Annotated in this window: 28 protein-coding genes; all 28 read left to right on the top strand. The window is 32.8% G+C overall.

What is annotated here, in order from left to right:
- The first annotated feature begins 1 nt into the window (after nt 1).
- Nucleotides 2-559, top strand: coding sequence for a crossover junction endodeoxyribonuclease RuvC (gene ruvC / locus M0D21_RS05810; RefSeq protein ID WP_248327508.1), 558 nt, complete (start codon nt 2-4; stop codon nt 557-559).
- A 225-nt stretch (nt 560-784) separates the two neighbouring features.
- Nucleotides 785-1,918, top strand: a complete 1,134-nt coding sequence (hemW, locus tag M0D21_RS05805) for a radical SAM family heme chaperone HemW (RefSeq protein WP_248327507.1) — start codon at nt 785-787, stop codon at nt 1,916-1,918.
- 127 nt (nt 1,919-2,045) lie between these two features.
- Nucleotides 2,046-2,792 carry a cyclase family protein gene (locus tag M0D21_RS05800; RefSeq protein WP_248327506.1) on the top strand — a complete coding sequence of 249 codons (747 nt, stop codon included), beginning with the start codon at nt 2,046-2,048 and terminating at the stop codon, nt 2,790-2,792.
- 70 nt (nt 2,793-2,862) lie between these two features.
- Complete coding sequence (locus M0D21_RS05795; protein ID WP_248327505.1) at nt 2,863-3,213, top strand: hypothetical protein; 351 nt, start codon at nt 2,863-2,865, stop codon at nt 3,211-3,213.
- Between the two features lie 44 nt (nt 3,214-3,257).
- Nucleotides 3,258-3,878, top strand: a complete 621-nt coding sequence (locus M0D21_RS05790) for a DUF4230 domain-containing protein (RefSeq protein ID WP_248327504.1) — start codon at nt 3,258-3,260, stop codon at nt 3,876-3,878.
- Nucleotides 3,878-4,291, top strand: coding sequence for a GNAT family N-acetyltransferase (locus M0D21_RS05785; protein ID WP_248327503.1), 414 nt, complete (start codon nt 3,878-3,880; stop codon nt 4,289-4,291). Before M0D21_RS05790 ends, M0D21_RS05785 begins: the two co-directional genes overlap by 1 nt.
- Nucleotides 4,288-4,644: an MmcQ/YjbR family DNA-binding protein gene (locus tag M0D21_RS05780; RefSeq protein ID WP_248327502.1), complete on the top strand. Its 357-nt coding sequence runs from the start codon at nt 4,288-4,290 to the stop codon at nt 4,642-4,644. Before M0D21_RS05785 ends, M0D21_RS05780 begins: the two co-directional genes overlap by 4 nt.
- Before the next feature lie 73 nt (nt 4,645-4,717).
- Nucleotides 4,718-6,493 carry a MutS-related protein gene (locus tag M0D21_RS05775; RefSeq protein ID WP_248327501.1) on the top strand — a complete coding sequence of 592 codons (1,776 nt, stop codon included), beginning with the start codon at nt 4,718-4,720 and terminating at the stop codon, nt 6,491-6,493.
- 1,003 nt (nt 6,494-7,496) lie between these two features.
- On the top strand, nt 7,497-7,871 hold the full coding sequence (locus tag M0D21_RS05770) for a hypothetical protein (RefSeq protein ID WP_248327500.1): 375 nt from the start codon (nt 7,497-7,499) through the stop codon (nt 7,869-7,871).
- Nucleotides 7,872-8,063: 192 nt separating this feature from the next.
- On the top strand, nt 8,064-8,828 hold the full coding sequence (locus M0D21_RS05765) for a hypothetical protein (protein WP_248327499.1): 765 nt from the start codon (nt 8,064-8,066) through the stop codon (nt 8,826-8,828).
- A gap of 464 nt (nt 8,829-9,292) precedes the next feature.
- Nucleotides 9,293-9,748, top strand: a complete 456-nt coding sequence (locus M0D21_RS05760) for a hypothetical protein (protein ID WP_248327498.1) — start codon at nt 9,293-9,295, stop codon at nt 9,746-9,748.
- 250 nt (nt 9,749-9,998) lie between these two features.
- The gene (locus M0D21_RS05755; protein ID WP_248327497.1) at nt 9,999-10,547 is read left to right on the top strand and encodes a hypothetical protein; all 549 of its coding nucleotides are present in this window, start codon (nt 9,999-10,001) and stop codon (nt 10,545-10,547) included.
- A 194-nt stretch (nt 10,548-10,741) separates the two neighbouring features.
- Entirely contained in the window at nt 10,742-11,275 is a 534-nt protein-coding gene (locus M0D21_RS05750; protein ID WP_248327496.1) for a YcxB family protein, read from the top strand.
- A 188-nt stretch (nt 11,276-11,463) separates the two neighbouring features.
- On the top strand, nt 11,464-12,036 hold the full coding sequence (locus tag M0D21_RS05745; RefSeq protein ID WP_248327495.1) for a hypothetical protein: 573 nt from the start codon (nt 11,464-11,466) through the stop codon (nt 12,034-12,036).
- Between the two features lie 67 nt (nt 12,037-12,103).
- Entirely contained in the window at nt 12,104-12,571 is a 468-nt protein-coding gene (locus M0D21_RS05740) for a hypothetical protein (RefSeq protein ID WP_248327494.1), read from the top strand.
- A gap of 180 nt (nt 12,572-12,751) precedes the next feature.
- Nucleotides 12,752-13,183: a carboxypeptidase-like regulatory domain-containing protein gene (locus M0D21_RS05735; protein WP_248327493.1), complete on the top strand. Its 432-nt coding sequence runs from the start codon at nt 12,752-12,754 to the stop codon at nt 13,181-13,183.
- A gap of 190 nt (nt 13,184-13,373) precedes the next feature.
- The gene (locus M0D21_RS05730; RefSeq protein WP_248327492.1) at nt 13,374-13,898 is read left to right on the top strand and encodes a GNAT family N-acetyltransferase; all 525 of its coding nucleotides are present in this window, start codon (nt 13,374-13,376) and stop codon (nt 13,896-13,898) included.
- Between the two features lie 125 nt (nt 13,899-14,023).
- Nucleotides 14,024-14,422: a VOC family protein gene (locus M0D21_RS05725; RefSeq protein WP_248327491.1), complete on the top strand. Its 399-nt coding sequence runs from the start codon at nt 14,024-14,026 to the stop codon at nt 14,420-14,422.
- Nucleotides 14,423-14,479: 57 nt separating this feature from the next.
- On the top strand, nt 14,480-14,824 hold the full coding sequence (locus M0D21_RS05720) for a hypothetical protein (RefSeq protein WP_248327490.1): 345 nt from the start codon (nt 14,480-14,482) through the stop codon (nt 14,822-14,824).
- Between the two features lie 191 nt (nt 14,825-15,015).
- On the top strand, nt 15,016-15,339 hold the full coding sequence (locus tag M0D21_RS05715) for a hypothetical protein (RefSeq protein WP_248327489.1): 324 nt from the start codon (nt 15,016-15,018) through the stop codon (nt 15,337-15,339).
- A gap of 155 nt (nt 15,340-15,494) precedes the next feature.
- A complete protein-coding gene (locus M0D21_RS05710; protein ID WP_248327488.1) occupies nt 15,495-16,094 on the top strand; it encodes a toxin-antitoxin system YwqK family antitoxin in 600 nt (199 codons plus the stop codon).
- Between the two features lie 118 nt (nt 16,095-16,212).
- On the top strand, nt 16,213-16,665 hold the full coding sequence (locus M0D21_RS05705; RefSeq protein ID WP_262922093.1) for an isochorismatase family protein: 453 nt from the start codon (nt 16,213-16,215) through the stop codon (nt 16,663-16,665).
- Between the two features lie 89 nt (nt 16,666-16,754).
- Nucleotides 16,755-16,931, top strand: coding sequence for a hypothetical protein (locus tag M0D21_RS05700; protein ID WP_248327486.1), 177 nt, complete (start codon nt 16,755-16,757; stop codon nt 16,929-16,931).
- A gap of 117 nt (nt 16,932-17,048) precedes the next feature.
- Entirely contained in the window at nt 17,049-17,552 is a 504-nt protein-coding gene (locus M0D21_RS05695) for a hypothetical protein (RefSeq protein WP_248327485.1), read from the top strand.
- A gap of 111 nt (nt 17,553-17,663) precedes the next feature.
- Complete coding sequence (locus tag M0D21_RS05690; RefSeq protein ID WP_248327484.1) at nt 17,664-18,296, top strand: LysE family translocator; 633 nt, start codon at nt 17,664-17,666, stop codon at nt 18,294-18,296.
- Nucleotides 18,297-18,325: 29 nt separating this feature from the next.
- Nucleotides 18,326-18,640, top strand: a complete 315-nt coding sequence (locus M0D21_RS05685) for a GrpB family protein (protein WP_248327483.1) — start codon at nt 18,326-18,328, stop codon at nt 18,638-18,640.
- Nucleotides 18,600-19,106 carry a DinB family protein gene (locus M0D21_RS05680; RefSeq protein WP_248327482.1) on the top strand — a complete coding sequence of 169 codons (507 nt, stop codon included), beginning with the start codon at nt 18,600-18,602 and terminating at the stop codon, nt 19,104-19,106. Before M0D21_RS05685 ends, M0D21_RS05680 begins: the two co-directional genes overlap by 41 nt.
- 80 nt (nt 19,107-19,186) lie before the next feature.
- Nucleotides 19,187-19,702 (top strand): hypothetical protein, encoded by a 516-nt coding sequence (locus M0D21_RS05675; protein WP_248327481.1) that lies wholly within the window; start codon nt 19,187-19,189, stop codon nt 19,700-19,702.
- Nucleotides 19,703-19,729: the final 27 nt, after the last annotated feature.

Below are 19,729 nucleotides of genomic sequence, written 5' to 3'. Positions count from 1 at the left end.
CTTGAATAACGAAAAAATTATATTAGGAATAGATCCCGGTACTACTATCATGGGGTTTGGACTTATTAAGGTTCAAAATAAAAAAATGTCCTTTTTGCAATTAAATGAATTACAATTGGGCAAATATGATGATCATTACCTTAAGCTAAAGCTCATTTTTGAGCGTACCGTAGAACTTATAGATACGTATCACCCAGATGAAATCGCGATCGAAGCTCCTTTTTTTGGTAAAAATGTACAATCTATGCTTAAGCTCGGACGAGCGCAAGGTGTCGCTATGGCTGCAGGATTAAGTCGTGAAGTACCAATTACCGAATATTCACCTAAAAAAATTAAAATGGCCATTACCGGTAATGGGAATGCAAGTAAAGAACAAGTAGCCAAAATGCTCCAAAACTTATTGCACATTAAAACCCTACCCAAAAACCTTGATTCTACAGATGGGTTGGCCGCTGCAGTATGCCATTTTTATAATATGGGCAGAGCCGATATTGTTGGAAAAAGTTATACCGGATGGGCTGCCTTTGTAAAACAAAACGAAGGGAGAATTAAAAAATGATTTCGGAGTATTGGCAAATTTGGATTTTACGAATCATCTTTTGTTATTTCTTTTTTAAAGAAATTTATAATACCAGATTTAAGTCTAAAAACAACAAAATCATATGGTTTTTGATAGTGTTCATATTTACTTTTGTAGGGTATTCTATATTTTTAGCTTTTAAAAGAAGAATTATAATTAAACGAGAGTTCAATCCGAAGTTCTCCAACACAAGTACAAACTAAGTTGTCTGGTATCTATATACATATTCCTTTTTGCAAACAGGCCTGTCATTACTGTGATTTTCATTTTTCTACTTCCTTAAAGAAAAAAGATGATATGCTTGATGCACTTATTAAAGAGATTATACTTCGTAAGTCTGAAATGGAAAATACAAGCATAGAAACCATATACTTTGGTGGGGGAACCCCTTCGGTTTTATCAATTGCAGAACTTACCTCTATTATTGATACTATTTATACACACTACCAAGTCGTTCAACACCCAGAAATTACTATTGAAGCCAATCCTGATGATCTTTCTGAACCAAAAATACAGGTACTCGCAAATAGTAACGTAAATCGACTAAGTATAGGAATTCAATCCTTTTTTGAAGAAGACCTTCAAATGATGAATCGAGCACATGATGCTCAAGAAGCAGAGCAGTGTCTATCTCTCGCTACTCAATTGTTTAACAACATATCTATTGATCTTATTTATGGTATCCCAAATATGTCGATAGATCGATGGAAAGAAAATATAACTAAGGCTTTAAATTTTGGGATACCTCATATCTCTTGCTATGCCCTTACCGTAGAGCCTAACACTGCCTTACCTAAATTAATAGAAAAAGGAGAAATCGCTCCGGTAGATGATGATTTGGCTCAACAACACTTTGAAGTTTTAATAGAATATTTGGCCCTCGAAGGATTTGAACACTATGAACTGTCGAACTTTGGTAAACCGGGGTTTCACAGTAAAAACAACACCGCCTACTGGCAAGGAAAATCATATCTAGGCATTGGACCATCTGCCCATTCATATGATGGGCTTCATCGAAGTTGGAATATAGCCAACAACAGCAAATATATTCAAGCTTTACAACAAGATCAGCTTCCAAACGAAGTTGAAACCTTAACCACTACAGATCGCTACAATGAGTATATAATGACCGGTTTAAGGACTATGTGGGGAGTTTCACTTCAAAAAATAGTATCAGAATTTGGAAAAAAGTATCTCGAGTACCTTTTACAACAAGCTCAACATCATATCAAAGAACACTTATTATTTCTAGACGGTGATCGGCTTTATGTCACAAAAAAAGGAAAGTTTTTAAGTGATGGTATTGCGAGTGATCTTTTCTTAGTAAATTTAAGCTAGGATCTCAATTCTGAACCACGCTTGAAAAGTATGACTTCAAAACCAATAAAAATAACATAAATAAACACAACGCTTTCGAAACAATAAAAGCTATTCCTTTGTTGTTGCAATGAAAGCCATATACTATATGATCACAACGATACGCTATCAGGAAAAAGACTATAAAATTGACTTATCTAAGCCCTTAGATATTTCTATACCTTTAAGAGCTTCTGAAGACAATGTGAATGCCTGGTATATCGATGCACCTAAAATCACACCAGTGGTTGATGGCGACTGGGTCGGAAAAGTAAGTGAAGGTGCTTCAACCAATTTTAACAGCATTTATTTTAATCCGCATGGTCATGGTACACATACCGAATGTGTAGGGCACATTACTTCAGAATTTTACAGTATCAATAAAATGCTTACTCAGTTCTTTTTTAAAGCCGAAGTCATCACCTTGCACCCCATACAACAAGATGAAGATTGGGTAATTACAAAAGAACTTTTAGAAAAAGCTCTTACTTCAACTACCAATAAGGCGTTGGTGATTCGTACATCACCTAACCCTAAAACCAAAATCAAGCAACAGTATTCTCATACCAATTGGCCTTATCTTACCGAAAAAGCCGCAGTTTATATTAAAGAAATAGGTATAGAACATTTGCTTATTGATCTGCCGTCGGTAGATAAAGAAAAAGACGAAGGTAAATTGGTAGCTCACAAAGCTTTTTGGAACTACCCCCATGAAATTAGATTTCATGCAACGATTACAGAACTCATCTATGTTGAAAATCACATTGCAGACGGTGAATATTTTTTAAATCTTCAGATCGCTTCTTTTGAGAACGATGCCTCACCCAGCAAACCATTATTATATGCCATTCTTTAGCAAATTTACATCTTATGTTTTTGCGCAACCTTTTTTATTTTAATACATCTAACATATAAAGCTTTCAAATATGAAACTATCAATTATTTATGTTGCATTTTTAGCCATTTTTACATATTCCTGTAATGGAGAAGATACAAATGAAAAGGCGTCGACAAATCAAGATCAGGTAGCTCTTAAAATCGATCCTAATCAATGTGAAGAACCATGGATTCAATTCGCAGGAAACTCCCGAGAAGAAAAAATGACCAATTATCTCTCCAGCTTAAATATTGAACTCATCAACTACAAAGAAGAAGCCAAAGATATCATGGCCTGTGCTGCTTGTGGTTGCCCAGGTCTTACGGTATATACGGTAACCGTTGATAAAAAACATCAGGCTCTACTAGAAGGGGAAGGATTTTCTATAGTTTCTAATTAATCTAGGAACCATATTTCTCACCCAATATTTTATATCTTTACCCCATGGAGCTATTATTTATTGGGCTTTTAGGAGGTGCAATCCTAGCCTACTTTGTTTTTAGTAGGTTTACTATGGCCAAAAAAAGGTCGGCTGTTAAAACACAATCGACCATTCTTATGGAAAAGATTAAAACGGTTTGCAAACTGGTCACTGTAGAAGGAGATTTTGCCGAGATTTATCATTATGAAAGTGTAAAAGAGAAGTTTTTCAGTCTTTTAACCGGAACCAAAAAAGCATTAATTCTAATTGATGCAAAAGCTTATGTTGGATTTGATCTTTCTAAAGTTAAAATGGAAAGCGATACCAAGAAAAAGCGTATTATCCTTTCACAATTCCCACAACCCAAACTATTAACGATAGAGACCGACTTTAAGTACTACGATAAAAAAGAAGGATGGCTCAACCCATTTACCTCTGGTGATCTCACTGAGCTTAATAAAGAAGCCAAGCAATTTATAAAAGATAAAATCCCACAGAGTGGTTTAATGGAAGCCGCCAGAAAAGAAGCCCTTATGGCTATCTCCTTGATGGAAACACTAGCAGAATCTATAGGATGGACCTTAGATTATTCGGCTCTGGAAATTGAAGACAATAATGACGACAAAAAACGGTTAGAAGATTAATGAGTATTGTTATTTCGACAGATCCTAATAAATTGGATATTGATGTGATACATGAATTTCTGAATAGGTCCTACTGGGCCAAAGGCAGGACTAAAACACAAATACAAACCACCATCGAAAATTGCCTTAATTTTGGAGTATATCTAGACGGAAACCAAATTGGTTTTGCCAGAATACTAACCGATTATACAGTTTTTGCCTATTTGATGGATGTATTTATTCTCGAAGAGCATCGAGGAAAAGGATATTCTAAACAATTAATGTATACTATTACTTCTCATCCCGATTTGCAAGAGGTAGGAAGATGGATGCTAGGCACTCATGATGCTCATGGTTTGTATCAACAATTTGGGTTTGAAGCATTACAATACCCCTCACGATGGATGTCTAAATTAGTAACCCAACAAAAATGAACGTAGAAGTTTTTAGAACATATTGTCTGGCCAAAAAAGGAGTAACCGAAGAATTCCCCTTCGACGAGCATACATTGGTATTTAAGGTAATGGGTAAAATATTTGCAATAACTGGTCTGGAACGTATCCCTTTCAGTGTGAATCTAAAATGTGACCCTGAGCGATCGCTGGAGTTAAGAGAGTATCACCCCGAGATTACCCCAGGATATCACATGAATAAAAAACACTGGAACACTGTAGATTTTACAGGAGGTCTTACCTCACAAATGTTACATGAACTCATAGATCACTCCTATGATTTGGTTGTTAACAGCCTAACCAAAAAGTTAAAACAAGAATTAGAACAGTTATAGTTCTTTAAAAAGCAGTAATACAATTATATTTACGCTTTCTGCCCCTTCTCAAGTATATAATTAAACTATTAGAATGAGTAACCCTCAAGAATTTTATAGTGCGCAAATTGCGCAACATCAAGTAGCACTAAAAAAGGTAAAAAAGCAACTGGCTGTATCAAGCACCATTCGTTTACTGGTTTTTCTGGGTATTGTGAATGTATTGTATTTTGGATATCCCAATACTCAAATCATGGTGGGTGGAACTGTTGTTGGAATTGTTCTTTTTATATTTCTGGTTAACAGGCATACCGATTTAACCTATATCAAAAACAAACTCGAGAAACTAATAAGTATTAACCAACTCGAGCTCGATGTTTTCGATGGTGATATTAGCAATCTTTCTGAGGGTAGAGAATTTATTAATCCTTCGCATTACTTCAGTCATGATATCGATTTATTTGGCGATCGATCTTTCTTTCAGTATGCTAACCGTACTACAACTTTGGCTGGAAAAAGTACTCTAGCTCAAATACTAACAGCCAATACTATCGATTCGATTGAAAAAAAGCAAAAAGCGATTCAAAACATAGCAGAACTGGCAGAATGGCGACAGGATTTTGCAGCTACCGCTTCTTTGGTCGATGTTACGGTGCCTATTGGTAATATTCAAAAATGGTTCCAGAACTATGTGCCTTTTGTTCCTAAAATCATGAGTAAACTCCCTATGGTCATTTCAGGAATATCCTTAGTTATGATCATACTGTTGTTCTTAGATATCATAACTTTTCAAGGATTTGTTTTGTGGTTTTTTGTAGGACTTGCTATTACCGGGACAAAGCTCAAAAAAATCAATGCTTTATACAATGATGCCAGCAAGGTAAAAGATACTTTTGAACAATATTACAAACTGGTAGACAAAATAGAAAGTACCACTTTTGAGTCTGCTTTGTTAAAAGAAAAACAACAATTGGTAAGACGAGAAGGTGAAAAAGCATCACAGACTCTAAAACAGTTTGCGAGCATTCTTAATGCCTTTGACCAACGTAATAATATGATGTTTGGGGTGTTGGCCAACGGATTATTTTTATGGGATATACTACAAAGTAGTCGAATAGAACAATGGATTACCAAAAACCACAGTAAGGTAGACCAATGGTTTGAGGTAATTGCCTTTTTTGATGCCTATAATTCATTAGGAAACTTTGTTTTTAATCATCCTGACTATGTATACCCGCAAATCACTTCAGAAAATATAGTTATCAAAGCACAACAGTTGGGGCACCCCATGTTACAGACTAAAAAACGAGTTGATAATGATATTGTTATAGACCAGGAACAATTCTTGATTATTACAGGAGCCAATATGGCGGGTAAAAGTACGTTTTTACGAACTATTGCTCTACAGATTATGATGTCTAACATAGGCTTACCGGTCTGCGCAAAGTCGTGTGAGTACCGACCTATTAAACTTATCTCGAGTATGCGCACCTCAGACTCCTTGAGCGATGATGCTTCGTATTTCTTTTCAGAGTTGACACAGCTCAAAAAAATAGTCGACGCACTAGACAAAGATGAGTATTTTATTATTCTAGACGAGATCTTAAAAGGTACCAATAGCAAAGACAAAGCTGCGGGATCACGAAAATTTGTAGAACGCCTGGTTGGAGCAAAAGCAACGGGTATTATTGCTACCCATGATTTGAGTCTTTGTGAAATTGCTAATGATTTACCCCAGGTAAAGAATCGTTTTTTTGACGCTCAAATTGTAGATGACGAGCTCTATTTTGACTATAAATTTAAAGACGGTATTTGCCAAAATATGAACGCTTCTTTTTTATTGAAGAAAATGGGGATTGTAGCTTCTTAAGATGAGGTAACATTTTGCCCTGTTATGACATATATATTAAACGTTGGCTGTAATTTAACAACTCTAAAAACTAGATGATAAATTTTTTCTTAAAACTTAAACATTGGCAATTATTTTTTCTGCTATTGGGAATTCCTCTAATTTTTCAGTTTTACACTATGTTTTCTTTTTTTTCGGATTTTGAAGCTGATGCAAACTCTAATTCCGAGGATATTTTGAATTCCTTTGACCTATTCCCAATAATAATGATTTTATTTACTGTACTTTTTTTTGGTTGGTTTTGGTCAATTGTGATGGGATTAAAAAAACAAATTCCATCGGAATTAAAAATGCAAACTGGAAGGTTCAAGCTTTTTTTCTTTTTCCCATTAATTTACATTCTTTTCTTTTTAATCTATATGACAGATTTTTTTAATGGATTAAACAACACAAATGACTCAGAGATTATTGGAATAATATTACCATTACATCTTTTTTCAATGTTTTGTATTTTTTACACAATGTATTTTGTTGCAAAAACTATAAAAACTGTAGAACTAAAAAGAACAGTTAGGTTTGGAGATTTCGCTGGTGAATTCTTTTTGTTGTGGTTTTATTTTGTTGGGATATGGATAATTCAACCTAAAGTGAATAAGTTATCTAAAAATTAAATCACAACAGCCGACAAGGTTTATATGTTATAGTAACTAAGTGATCAATCCAATGGTTGTTGTGTTTTTGGTAAGGCGCATTGCTTGCAAAAATGTTAAAAGTAGCAACCAATGCGCAGAAAAATCGAAAAGCAGGATAACATTTTGCCCTGCTACGACACATATATTAAACGTTGTGTACAATATGAAAGACCTAATGAAGCTAACTATTTATTTTAATTCTGGCCTTTAGTTTTTTATCAGGACAAACCATAGAAAAAGAGTTTATCGTAACAGAATACAATAACGGAACTGAATATCGAAAAACTACCGAAAAGATAGATATCGTTTCTGAAAAAATAGACCTTTCATTTATGAGAAAACATTTCTTCACTCCTAATCATTTCCCTGAAAAGTTTATTGACTCAAATTATCAAAATCAAACATTAGTAATTTGGAGAAATGAGAATAAAAAAAAGGATTTCAATAATAATTGGACAAATACATATAAATATGATTCTAAATCCCGGATTACTGAATATTCATATTCCGGATGTATAATTTGTTCTAATATGCCATATAATTTCAAAGTGACATATGACAAAAATGATCGTATTATTGAACTGAGAAATATGATTTCGGAAAAACAAAAATTTGAAATACAATATAATGCAAGCGGAGAGATAAAAGAATTAAAGATCTTCTCATCTAGCAACGAATTAATTAAAGCTATTTCATTGAAAAAATAAAAATACCGTACACAACACGATATATTTGATCATAGTAGCAAAGTGATCAATCGAATGGTTGTTGTATTTTTGGTAAGGCGCAATGCTTGCAGAAAGAAAAAGTTAGCAACCAATGCGCAGAAAAATCGAAAAACTAGGTAACAATTTGCTCTGCTACGACACATATATTAAACGTTATGAGCAAGCGAAGAAATGAAATTTATACAAAATAAAATACCTGAATGGATCAAACCTTATGCTGAATTAGGACCAGGTGTTTCTATGGACATTAAAATCAATGATCAAAATTTCATTTGGTATTTACAAGCTATGTGTTGCCCTCCTAACTATGAAAAATACTTAGTTATTCTTCATCCGTTTTGGATTAACAAAAAGGTTGAGCAACTTAACGAAAAAGGAGTTTTTCCAAAAGAAAGTGATATTAATGACAATGAGTTTGAGCGGATTAATTACTCAGATTTTTTTAACCGTTACGGAGAGAAATTTGAATTAGAGACTGCTATCGAAATAAAAGAAAAAATAGCAAAAGAACATTTAAGAGGTAAAAATAAATGGCCTGATTATTTATGGTATCCGGGAGAAGGAGAATCTGAGCTAACTGAACTAAAAATAGTCGGAAGCAACCTAATTAAGATTTATGGTAACGTAGAAAGTGACTTTTACTATGTTTTACTAAAGACTAGAGAAACTGATGACAATAAAGTTTTACGCGGTAAAATATCTGAATTAGATATGCTAGTGAAATTTGAACCAGAAATAAGAGATAATCCAAGTGCAATTTATCCTACTTCAGGAAATGAATGGTGCATTATAACCGATTATGACTGTCCCATGACGTTTGTTTGCGGAAGCTCTGAATTAATTGACAATATCTTAAAGGACAAAACATCTGACTTGGATATTTATGAAATAAAACCAAAGTATAAAGCAAAAAAGCCGGCTCATAACACTATATAACAAAACATAGCCGCCCTTTGGCCAGCAACGTTTGTTATATTTACCGTTATGCACAAGCTAAAATCTGAAAAGTAGGATGGATATGCGGACGGACGAAAAGTCGAAGACCTGAGTGTTTTTACAAAGGTGAATTCTATTCCAAAGGTTCTCCCCTATCAGCATCGGACGGAATAAAGGGCATCGCTATTTTGTGACGGTAATCGCTAAACCCAAAGTCGCAAAGCGATCGCGGGAATTGAAGAAAAACAGGACGCAAATGGTTCGCAAGCAATCATCGCTTTGCTTGAGTAATTTTGCAAAGTAACGGCTGAATGAAAAAGCCAGTGCATAACAATGCCTATGAGTTCATTGCGGTGAAATTCCTTAGCGGAATTTAACACGCATTTGCTATCTTAGGCATCATCATCGGAATTGCACTCACGTGCCATTCCGCAACAAACCATAGCCAAGACGTTACCTACCATATGAAAAAACTGATTTCCATAATTCTAATCATAATCGGATTGAATATCAATGCGCAGGAAATTATAACGGATTGGAATGAACTGGACGGACAAACCACTTTAAAAGAATATATTGAAAATCAAGCCTATGATTATTTGAATTTCAAACCGAACAAAAAGGATACTCTAACTGATAACGGAGTTAAAATTTCGCATCGTTCAGCTACGACTAAAGTAATTATTCGTGACCGAGCATCAATTCCAGATATTCCACTTGTTGTTATAAATGAATATCCAACGGATGCAAAAAATGTCTGGAATTCAATTTTATTAGTGGATGTTAAGAAAATTACTCTGCACAAACCAACTGAACAGACATCTGTGATTTATGGAAAACGTGGAGGAAACGGACTGATATTTGTGGAGATGGACAAGCGGAAATGGAGAAAAATAAAAAGAAAAAGAAAAATACGGTAGGTAACAACGTGTATAGCTCATTGCGGCCGAATTCCTTAACGGAATTCATTGCAGATTTCCTGCCTTGGTGACTTATCGGAATGTTTCCTTCGGAAAATTCCGCAACAAGCTATACACAGAACGTTGTAGGTAATTCATAAACTATCTAACTGAAACCACATTTACTCACTCAAAAGGTATATTCACTAAATTGTAATTTTTAAAATTATTGAGGTAAGTTACTTTCGATTAAAATAAATCGAATTAAGTTATGAATAATCAAATAAGATTAGTTATATCAATTATACTTCTGACTTCTATTTGTTCGTGTGCTACCCAAAAACCAACATATAGAGCAAACAATTCTAAAAGAATTATCATTATTGAAAATGATTCAGTATTGAGATATACCGAATTAATTGGTTGTTTAGGGAACTCAAACACTCTGAATTACACAAAAGAAAATGAGTTTTTAAAAGTCTCAGGAAATCTGGATATAAAACAAGACGGAATTTTTAGTCTTGCAACAGATTTGTATGGTTCGGAATTGAAAATAGAAAAAGATAGTTTGACAATAAAACGAACCGGAGAAGTTTTTTACGAAGATCAATTTTTAAAATCAAAAGCTGATCAAAAATTTCAAGAATTCTATATTGTTGTGGACCATAAAAAGAAGAAAATTACGAAATCAAATTTTAAACGGATTTTGACTAATCCTAATTTTGAAAATTACACCAGTTTTGAAATGAACAAAAATGATGCGAAAAGAGAATACGGAATTGACGAAAAATATAGAACTTTGAAATTAGTACGAAAATAAAAACTACCTACAACAACACATATGTGTTCATAGCAGCAAAGTGATCAATCTAATGGCTATCGTATTTTTGGTAGGGCTCAATGCTTGTTCAAAAGAAAAAAGTTAGCAACCAATGCGCAGGGAAAATCGAAAAGCAAAGTAACATTTTGCTCTGCTACGACACATATATAAAACGTTGGCGATAATTATAAAAAATGAAATTTGAATATATTTTAGAAGAAAAAGATTTTGTTGATTTTCATTTATTCTCAATCGATGAAAACAAAAACTCCAAAAAAATAAAAAATATTGGCAAATTAGTTGTTACCGGAATTCTAGTTTACTTTAGCATTAATATGTATACGAGTAATAACCTTGAATTTGCAATCATTTTAGGTGTATTAGCTATTCTTGCTTTGTTATTTTTTGACCGATTGTATCAATCTAAGTTAAAAAAACATTTCTCTAAAATAGCTCGTCAAAGTTATGCTGGACGTATTGGAGAAAAGGAAACAATGGAATTTACTTCAGAACACTTAATTACACAAGATAAAACTGGAGAAGGAAAAACTAAACTATCTGAAATCGATAAGGTAAACGAGACTAAAAACAATTTTTTTATTAAACTCACGAATGGAGCTTCATTCATAGTTTCAAAAAATGGACTTGATAACCCAAACTTAATCAAAAGTAAGTTGAACGAACTCAATATACCGATAGATGAAAACTTAGACTGGGAATGGAAATAAAAACTATCGCCAACACTATATATGTGATCATGGCTTAGATTCCTGATTAATCGAATGGTTCTTGTATTTTTGGTAAGGCGCAGAGATTTTAAAGCAGAATTAAAGTATAAAATCTGCGCAGAAATGTCGATGGTTAGGTAACATTTTGCCCTGCTACGACACATATATTAAACGTTAGGTATTATTAGATGAAAAAGTACATTGACATAGAAGATGAATTGAGTAAACTAAAAAATGCTTTTCCGAAATTCCTAATACCCGACATTAATTCTCTTGTCTCTAAAATCAACGCAAAAAGCGAGCACTCTGCAAATTGGGGATATGAGATGTGTATTGACGGAGAAAATATTGAAATTCCTTCCCGGATATATTGGGACGAATCAAAGCTAAAAATAAATGGTCTGACCGATAATCATAAAATGATAACTGCCTGTATATTGACTCGACATCATAACGGATACGTTAGAGAAAAGAATCTTGAAAAATTAATTTTGAGTGAAAAATATTGGACAATTCCTTACGTAATACAACTCATAGGAGAATATGTTATTGAATTACTTGAATTAATCTGGGAGAAATTTGAATCCATTAACAAAGAAAACTTAGTAAAATTTATAATCGAAAACGAAACTTATTGGTTTAAAACTAAACAGAGAATTGCAAGTTATTGGGATTGCTATCATAGATATGAAGGTAAAACTAAAAGTGACTACATCGGATTTAAATTGATAGATAGGATAGAAAATTTAAGTAAAAAATAATACCTAACAAGGTGTAAAAATGCATTAAAGCGCATTTTACACAAACCGTTGTAGCTAATTAAACCGAATGCAAAAAACAGCAGATTTTATAGAGAACAGAATTAAGTGGAGAGCTTCTCAACACAACTTGCCGAATAGTAGTGTTTTTCTATTTGACAATCTTACTGCTGACAAAAAAGCAAAATATTTGAATCATTTTAATCAAGAAGATTACGGGAAAATAATTTTACTCTTTACCGATTCAAAGAATAATTGGACAGCATTGGGGACTAAAAAGATTATTGGATACGATGGAACCAAAGTCAACTCTGTAAAACTAAACTCAATTCAAAATGTAGATTCTAAAAATCGGAAAGAATATTTCGAAAAAGCAGAAGCCGGTGAAACAAAACTCAAAAAATTTAAAAAACGCAATGAATCTGAATTGTTAGTTACCGAAATTGACGGAAAAGAAACGATTTTTATTACGGAAAAAGGAAGTGACCTATTCTCGCTCTGGAATATTATGATTATGATAACGCGATTAAATAAATAAACTAGCTACAACAACATATATGTGATCATAGCAGCTAAGTGATCAATCGAATGGTTCTTGTATATTTGGTAAGGCGCAATGCTTGCAGAATGAAAAAGTTAGCAACCAATGCGCAGAAAAATCGAAAAGTAAGGTCACTATTTGCCCTGCTACGACACATATATTTAACGTTACCCGCAAATGGAAAAAATAATATTCATATTAATAATTCTGACATTTAATCTGACTTTGTCTCAAAGTACGGAATCGGAATTTGAATTTCGTCAACTGACCGGAACTTTATTTGATGAGTATGGAAAAGCGTTTCCTGCACAGAATGTAATTGTTTTGGGAACTTCAATCGGAACTCAAACTGATTTTGATGGAAAGTTTTGTTTAATCGTTCCAAAAAATAAAACTGTATATATAGCTTTCCCATTTTGTTTTGATCAAATAACTCGAGAAGTTGGAATTACTGATTCTCATTTTGACTTGAAAATTGGACGTGGAAAACGAAAATCACGAAAAGCAACTCAAAATTGGAATTTGGAAATGGAAAAACTAAAAGTTGAACTGAACAAAATATATAATAGTAAGGAATATAAAACTGCCGAAAAAAACATCTGCGGGTAACAAGGTGTATAGCTCATTGCGGCTGACACGAGCGTAGCGAACTGGCGAAGCAATTCCTTAATCGGAATTCATTGTAGATTTGCTATCTTAGGAACTCATCGGAATGTTTCCTTCGCCAGCACTGCACTTCGCCCACTGCTATAGCAACGTTGCGAAACAAACCGTACACAGAACGTTAGCAGCAAACGAAATGAAACTAATAAGGCTAAAAAGTATTTCAGATCATTATTTTAAAGAAGCCTGGAAACTTTATGAAGATACTTTTCCTTTTGAAGAGAGAAGACCGTTAGATAATCAATCTAAAGTGTTGCAAAATGACTGTTATCATTTTGATGTTTTAATTGATAAAAACCAATTTACAGGATTTATTTTGTGGTGGGATTTTGAAACACATAAATACATAGACCATTTTGCTACGGGTTTAGAACAAAGGAATAAAGGTATTGGAAAGTTAATTCTAAATAAATTTATTGATAGGGTCGACAAACCGATACTACTGGAGGTTGAATTACCTACTTCCGATATTAATGAACGTAGAATAAAATTTTATGAAAGAGTAGGTTTTAAACTAAATGAACATTATTATGAAATACCTCCTATAAAAGAAGATGAACTTCCACTACAACTGTTACTAATGTCGTATCCGAATATGATATCTAAAAAAGAAGTTAATCTTTTTGTAGAAAAATATCATCCCATTATTTTCAAAAACTAATCCTGAAATTTTAGGAAAACAAATAGTTATAAATACAAATAAAGCTATCTGCTAACAAAGAACAAACACAGTTAAAACGAGTATTATTCAAAATCGTTAGGCATAAGTTAAAAAACAAAGAACAAATGAAATACAGATACACCATAATTTATGTTAAGAATGTAAAAGAAACTATCGAATTTTATAAAAAGGCATTCGGGTTTGAGCAGAAATTTGTAACCCCTGAAAATGATTATGGAGAATTAATTTCAGGAGAAACAACGATCGCTTTCGCCTCTATTGAATTAGGAAGTTCCAACTTCAAAAATGGATTCATTAAAATGGATCGGGACAAAAAACCGTTTGGTGTAGAAATGGCGTTCGTGACTGAAAATATCGAAGCTGATTTTAAGAAGGCTATTGAAATGGGAGCAACAGAATTTGAAGCTTTAACTGAAAAACCTTGGGGACAAAAAGTAGGTTACGTGAGAGATAATAATGGGTTTTTAATTGAAATATGTACACCAATCAAAACGGATGCATAGCTTAAAACATGTAACTAACGGTTATGCGAGACCGTTGGTAGCAATTAAATCATTACTATGAAAAATGCCTCCTTAATTTTTGAATTAAATGGATATCCATCGATTAAAATTTATGATGATTTTTTTGAAATTAAGGCAATTGACTTTTCCAAATTAAGGAAATTCAATTATTCGAGCATTCATAAAATTAAACACTTCAATCCGAATAACAATTGGTGGACAAAAATATACATACTTGGATCAATCTCTGCGCAGATATTTGCAAATGATGATCCATGGATTTTGAGAATAGAAAAGAAAAATGGTGGAAGTTGGGACTATCAAACTTCACCAAAAACTAATTCAGAATTTAATCAAGTGATTGATTTAATAAAATTGAAAGTATATAAAGAATCTGAATAAAAAAATTGTTAGCAACGACATATATAATCACAGCTGCAATGTGATCGATCGATTGTTATATATTTATGAAGACGCAGTGTTTCTAAAGAGTAGAATTTAGCTACCAATACATAATAAAAATTTAAAAGCAAGGTAACATTTTCTCTCACTAGAACACATACAACAAACATCGGTAGTAATTATTACAGAAAGTGAATAAACTTGACTTTAGTATATCATTAAGAGCAAAAGGGTTATCCAAACAGGAAATAATCAAGGAAATGGTTGCAAATGAGTTTGATGAATCAGATATCAAATATTATTTAAAAAAATCTGATGAAATCTATTTGAATCAATTATTAAACAATAAACGAACAAAAGACCCGATAAAACCCAAACGAACTCTTAAATCTATTGCTTTAATTCTAAGTCTTGTTTTACTTATAGGCGTTTTTTACGGATATTTATCGATAGGACTCATCGGATTGTTTATACTATGGAGTTTGGTCAAATTCGGCACTTACCGTAGATCATAAATGTAAAGTAATCTATATTTCTATTTTGGTTATATTTCGAGTTCATTAAATACAAATCATTAGAATGATTGTGGTTAGTCATAAACTAAAAACCAAAAACATAGTAATGTCTTCAATGAATCCCTCACAATGCTGAATTCAATATCAAAAAACTTATGAAAAAAAATTATTTTTCACTCTTTCTAGTCATGACTGTTTTGTCTTGTAAACAAACAAATCCATCCACAACAAGTGATGAAATTATTGATTGTGCAAAATTAATAGAAATTGACGGAAAATGGTTGCTCAATCATAAACCGTACACTGGTAAGTGTGAAAGCTACGAACATGGTAAATTACAATCCTATGCAGAATTCAAGAACGGACATGTGCATGGAACAATGATATACTATTTCCCCAATGGTCAAGAAAATGAAATCGTACAATGGACAGAGGGCATAGCAAATGGTAGCGTGAAGTATTTTTACGAAAATGGTCAATTGGCCGAAGAAGGTCAGGTTATTCAAAATTCTAAAGAAGGTATTTGGAAATCATATCACCCAAATGGAAACCCAAAAGCCCTGGAAAACTGGAAAAACAATGTGATCCAAGATTCAGTTTTTAGTTATTTTGCAAATGGAAATCTTCATTCAAAAGGAATTTTTATCGATGGAAAAGAACATGGTCGTTGGATCATGTATGATAGTATTAGTGGAAAAATTGATGGATATCTATTATATGAAAATGGAAAACCAATTGCTGTGGAAAAATACTAAATCTGGCTAAAAAATGGAAAATAAAAAAGCTTTATTGGTAATTGATATGCAAAAAGGATCTTTCACCTCTAAGACTCCTCGATTTGACAGTGATGGTGTGGTAAAACGTATTAATTAACTGGCCAAACTATTCAGAAAATTGAATTTCCCTGTTATCTACATACAACATGATGGAACAGGTTCGGGAGAATTTGAAAAAAATTCCATAGAATGGGAAAATTTAGATGAGTTAGACGTTCAATCTAGTGATCATAGAATTGACAAATATGCTAATGACGTATTCTATAAGTCAAAACTGCAAACGAAGTTGGCTACTTTAGGAGTAAACGAACTAATAATTACAGGTTGTGCAACCGACTTTTGTGTCGAATCAACAATTCAATCTGCCTTAGTAAAAGATTATAACATTACTGTTGTTGAAGATGGGCATACTACCGGAGAAAGACCTCAACTAACCGCCAAACAAGTGATTGACCATTATAATTGGGTTTGGAAAAATATGATTCCTACAAAAGGCCAAATAAGCGTTGTAAAAACAGAGCATATACAACAATTTACTAACAAAATATAAAAATATTAATCTGTGTGTAAAAACTAAATGGCAGTGTAACAATTTACTTCGTAATACCACTTATAATAAAAAATTGTAGCAAACTTACAATGAGAAAACAGACAGCATATATTATAATTGGAATAGGAACAGCATCAACATTATTTGCAATCTATGGCATGATAAGAGGAGGGAAATTCATTGATGCGTTAAGTGGAATTATAATTGGATTAGCACTTATAGGAACGGTTATTATTAAGCGAAGTAAAAAAGGGAAAGCTAAATAGAATAACAAAATGCTTACCTTGTAACATCATACAAGAACGACAATTAGATCGATATGCAAGCGACATTTTGCTTCGCTATGATTTAAAAATAAGTGTTGTAAAAAAACATAAAACCAAATGAGATATCTACTTTGCTTAGTATTACTCGTTACCATGAGTCAAGTTTTTTCTCAGGAAACTCTAGATTATGTAGAGGTTCAAACAGCACTAGAAAACTCATCTAGATCCCTGCATACAATAATTCATGTGCCAAATTCTGATTTTAAACTGGGAACAACTCTAGAGGTACCAGATGGAAACCTTGAAACAAATTCCTGTAATGAAATTCAATCTGATGTTCAAAAAAATGCAGACGTTCTCACTGTTTTAAATCAGTTGAACTTATTAGACAAATTATATATAGAAATTAATGATGAGTATGTCAATCTTAGATCAAAAGAAGTTTTTCATCCAAAAGAAACCAAATTATACATAGAAATGTTCTTTAAAACCAGAGATTTTGGATACCTAAGCTGTTTTGTTCCTGTGTTGAAGAAAGATACAGCAAAGAAATTGATCTATGATATATCTACTATATTTGATAGTAAACATTGTTTTAATACACTGAAGCAAAAAATATAAAAGTATTACACGATAACCTATTTACAGTATCGTGTTTAGGTTCATTACTATTTTGCTACCTTAGAGCTCAATTACTACAGTTCTCCTCCTATTAATGAAAACAACAACTATATGATCGCCTTAAACGATTTACTATTATTCGCATTGGCCGCTCTAATCATGGTGCTTTCACCAGGTCCAAATATGATCTACTTAATTTCGAGATCTTTATCACAAGGAAAAAAAGCTGGCATAATATCTCTTTTTGGAGTGATGTGCGGATTTTTATTTCATATTCTTATGGTATCATTTGGGCTCACCGCTATATTTTTTGCAATACCTTATGCTTTTATCGTTGTAAAATTTCTCGGAGTAGGATACCTTTTATATCTAGCCTTTAATACGATAAGAGACAAGAACAAGATTTTTGATGCAGACCAGCACCTAAAAGCAGATAAGCCATTAAAGTTATTTAACATTGGCCTTATGACCAATATCTTAAACCCTAAGATGGCTATTTTTTATCTTTCATTTTTTCCACAGTTTATAAAGCCCGAGAACGGTTCGGTATTGAGCCAAAGTTTTTTACTGGGAATAATTCAGATAGGTATAAGTTTTACCATTAACCTTTTAATTGTACTATCTGCAGCCAAATTGGCGAGTTGGTTTTCAAAAAAACCAATTTGGTTACGAATACAAAAGTGGTTTATGGCCTCGGTATTAACCGGATTGGCGGTTAAAATGGCGTTTGCAAAAGCAAAATAAAAACCGGCCCATGTCTTTGACACTTAAACATGTTGATTAAAAAATACACCTCAGACTGGATCACCAAATTTAAAGACCTAAAAGATGAAATCGATAAAGGTTTAAGTGGGATTGAATATAGTATCGAACATGTAGGAAGTATTTCTGTGCCAATGCTGGATGCAAAAGATATTATAGACATTGATATTATCTACAAACACGAATCGGAATTTGAAAAAATAGAAGAAGGAAAAATAAAATTATTAATTCGTGATATTTTAGGGTGTATAAGACTAAAATTGGCATATCAAACACAGTATTCAAATGAAAACTCTAATCAACCATATCATCGAACAATTTGTTGAAATTCAAAGCGGAAAAATATGGATCGGGAGTTCGTATAATATCAAACTAAGTACTGTAGATGAGAATTTGGTTTTCATAAACCCCATACAAGGGCTACATAGTATTGCCGAGATAATTTCACATTTGACATTATGGAGAAAAGAAACTATTCTAAAAATAAAAACTGGAAAAGGGAGTAAAACAGATGACTGCGAAGAAAATTGGTTGCCAAACCATAAACTTAAATTATTGGGTTGGGAATACATTATATCTGAGTATAATAAAACACTCAACGAATTGATTGATTTATTACAATCAAAAAACGATGATTTTCTAGATAACGAATATTACGATACCGATTTTAAAGGCAACTACAAATACAGTTTTGTTATTAAAGGGATGATTCATCATGACCTATATCATCTAGGGCAAATAGGTATCATCATTAAATATTTAAAAGAACATCCCAAATCATCTGAACATTAATTATTCTAAAGACTTCATTACAATTTTGTTATCTTAGTAACCCCTCTAAAATTAGTTGATACAAAACATTGATAACAGTCATGAAAAACTTATTCTTAAAGAAGGTACTTCTTTTGGTTACCTTATTAATTTCTTTCAACTCATTTGCCTGCGATTGTGATTGCGAAGGTGATTGTTCTTTTAGAGCTATAGCAAACAATAACTCGTTGGTAGCTTTGGTAAAAGTTATCGAATATACAGATTTTCTCGACTATGAAATTGATGGTTATGATAAAGAAATGCCCTTTTCTATGACCGTAGAAATCATCAAAACTTACAAAGGAGAAACATCAAAAAAACAGATTAAAATATGGGGAGCTAATGGTATCTTATGTCGACCTTACCTGTCAAACTTTGAAATAGGAAAATACTATTTAATCGCTCCATCCAAAATTACCACAGATTCTGATATTGGGAAAAGTGGAGACTACGATTTTTTCGCTTGCTGGACCGATTATCTCGCTGTAGATTTCGATAAAAAAATTGCCTATGGTGAATATACAAAAGGTAATGATCAAATTACACTTAAAGAATTTGAGAGTAAATTAAAAAGATGATTGTTATCAAAACTGTTCGTCTTAAAA

The sequence above is a fragment of the Aquimarina acroporae genome, from assembly GCF_023195925.1.
Classification (GTDB): Bacteria; Bacteroidota; Bacteroidia; order Flavobacteriales; family Flavobacteriaceae; genus Aquimarina; species Aquimarina acroporae.
Note: the sequence above shows the minus strand (reverse complement) of the source record. Positions and strands in the feature narration are given on the sequence as shown.

What these genes read in the sequence shown, in the direction of transcription:
- M0D21_RS05740 (WP_248327494.1), top strand. Translation starts at nt 12,104, where the DNA reads ATGCAAAAAACAGCAGATTTTATAGAGAACAGAATTAAGTGGAGAGCT.
- M0D21_RS05775 (WP_248327501.1), top strand. Translation starts at nt 4,718, where the DNA reads ATGAGTAACCCTCAAGAATTTTATAGTGCGCAAATTGCGCAACATCAA.
- M0D21_RS05790 (WP_248327504.1), top strand. Translation starts at nt 3,258, where the DNA reads ATGGAGCTATTATTTATTGGGCTTTTAGGAGGTGCAATCCTAGCCTAC.
- M0D21_RS05785 (WP_248327503.1), top strand. Translation starts at nt 3,878, where the DNA reads ATGAGTATTGTTATTTCGACAGATCCTAATAAATTGGATATTGATGTG.
- M0D21_RS05680 (WP_248327482.1), top strand. Translation starts at nt 18,600, where the DNA reads ATGAAAACTCTAATCAACCATATCATCGAACAATTTGTTGAAATTCAA.
- M0D21_RS05685 (WP_248327483.1), top strand. Translation starts at nt 18,326, where the DNA reads ATGTTGATTAAAAAATACACCTCAGACTGGATCACCAAATTTAAAGAC.
- M0D21_RS05690 (WP_248327484.1), top strand. Translation starts at nt 17,664, where the DNA reads ATGATCGCCTTAAACGATTTACTATTATTCGCATTGGCCGCTCTAATC.
- M0D21_RS05765 (WP_248327499.1), top strand. Translation starts at nt 8,064, where the DNA reads ATGAAATTTATACAAAATAAAATACCTGAATGGATCAAACCTTATGCT.
- M0D21_RS05720 (WP_248327490.1), top strand. Translation starts at nt 14,480, where the DNA reads ATGAAAAATGCCTCCTTAATTTTTGAATTAAATGGATATCCATCGATT.
- M0D21_RS05795 (WP_248327505.1), top strand. Translation starts at nt 2,863, where the DNA reads ATGAAACTATCAATTATTTATGTTGCATTTTTAGCCATTTTTACATAT.
- M0D21_RS05760 (WP_248327498.1), top strand. Translation starts at nt 9,293, where the DNA reads ATGAAAAAACTGATTTCCATAATTCTAATCATAATCGGATTGAATATC.
- M0D21_RS05770 (WP_248327500.1), top strand. Translation starts at nt 7,497, where the DNA reads ATGAGAAAACATTTCTTCACTCCTAATCATTTCCCTGAAAAGTTTATT.
- M0D21_RS05780 (WP_248327502.1), top strand. Translation starts at nt 4,288, where the DNA reads ATGAACGTAGAAGTTTTTAGAACATATTGTCTGGCCAAAAAAGGAGTA.
- M0D21_RS05735 (WP_248327493.1), top strand. Translation starts at nt 12,752, where the DNA reads ATGGAAAAAATAATATTCATATTAATAATTCTGACATTTAATCTGACT.
- M0D21_RS05800 (WP_248327506.1), top strand. Translation starts at nt 2,046, where the DNA reads ATGATCACAACGATACGCTATCAGGAAAAAGACTATAAAATTGACTTA.
- M0D21_RS05695 (WP_248327485.1), top strand. Translation starts at nt 17,049, where the DNA reads ATGAGATATCTACTTTGCTTAGTATTACTCGTTACCATGAGTCAAGTT.
- M0D21_RS05710 (WP_248327488.1), top strand. Translation starts at nt 15,495, where the DNA reads ATGAAAAAAAATTATTTTTCACTCTTTCTAGTCATGACTGTTTTGTCT.
- M0D21_RS05745 (WP_248327495.1), top strand. Translation starts at nt 11,464, where the DNA reads ATGAAAAAGTACATTGACATAGAAGATGAATTGAGTAAACTAAAAAAT.
- M0D21_RS05725 (WP_248327491.1), top strand. Translation starts at nt 14,024, where the DNA reads ATGAAATACAGATACACCATAATTTATGTTAAGAATGTAAAAGAAACT.
- M0D21_RS05750 (WP_248327496.1), top strand. Translation starts at nt 10,742, where the DNA reads ATGAAATTTGAATATATTTTAGAAGAAAAAGATTTTGTTGATTTTCAT.
- M0D21_RS05700 (WP_248327486.1), top strand. Translation starts at nt 16,755, where the DNA reads ATGAGAAAACAGACAGCATATATTATAATTGGAATAGGAACAGCATCA.
- M0D21_RS05755 (WP_248327497.1), top strand. Translation starts at nt 9,999, where the DNA reads ATGAATAATCAAATAAGATTAGTTATATCAATTATACTTCTGACTTCT.
- M0D21_RS05730 (WP_248327492.1), top strand. Translation starts at nt 13,374, where the DNA reads ATGAAACTAATAAGGCTAAAAAGTATTTCAGATCATTATTTTAAAGAA.
- M0D21_RS05675 (WP_248327481.1), top strand. Translation starts at nt 19,187, where the DNA reads ATGAAAAACTTATTCTTAAAGAAGGTACTTCTTTTGGTTACCTTATTA.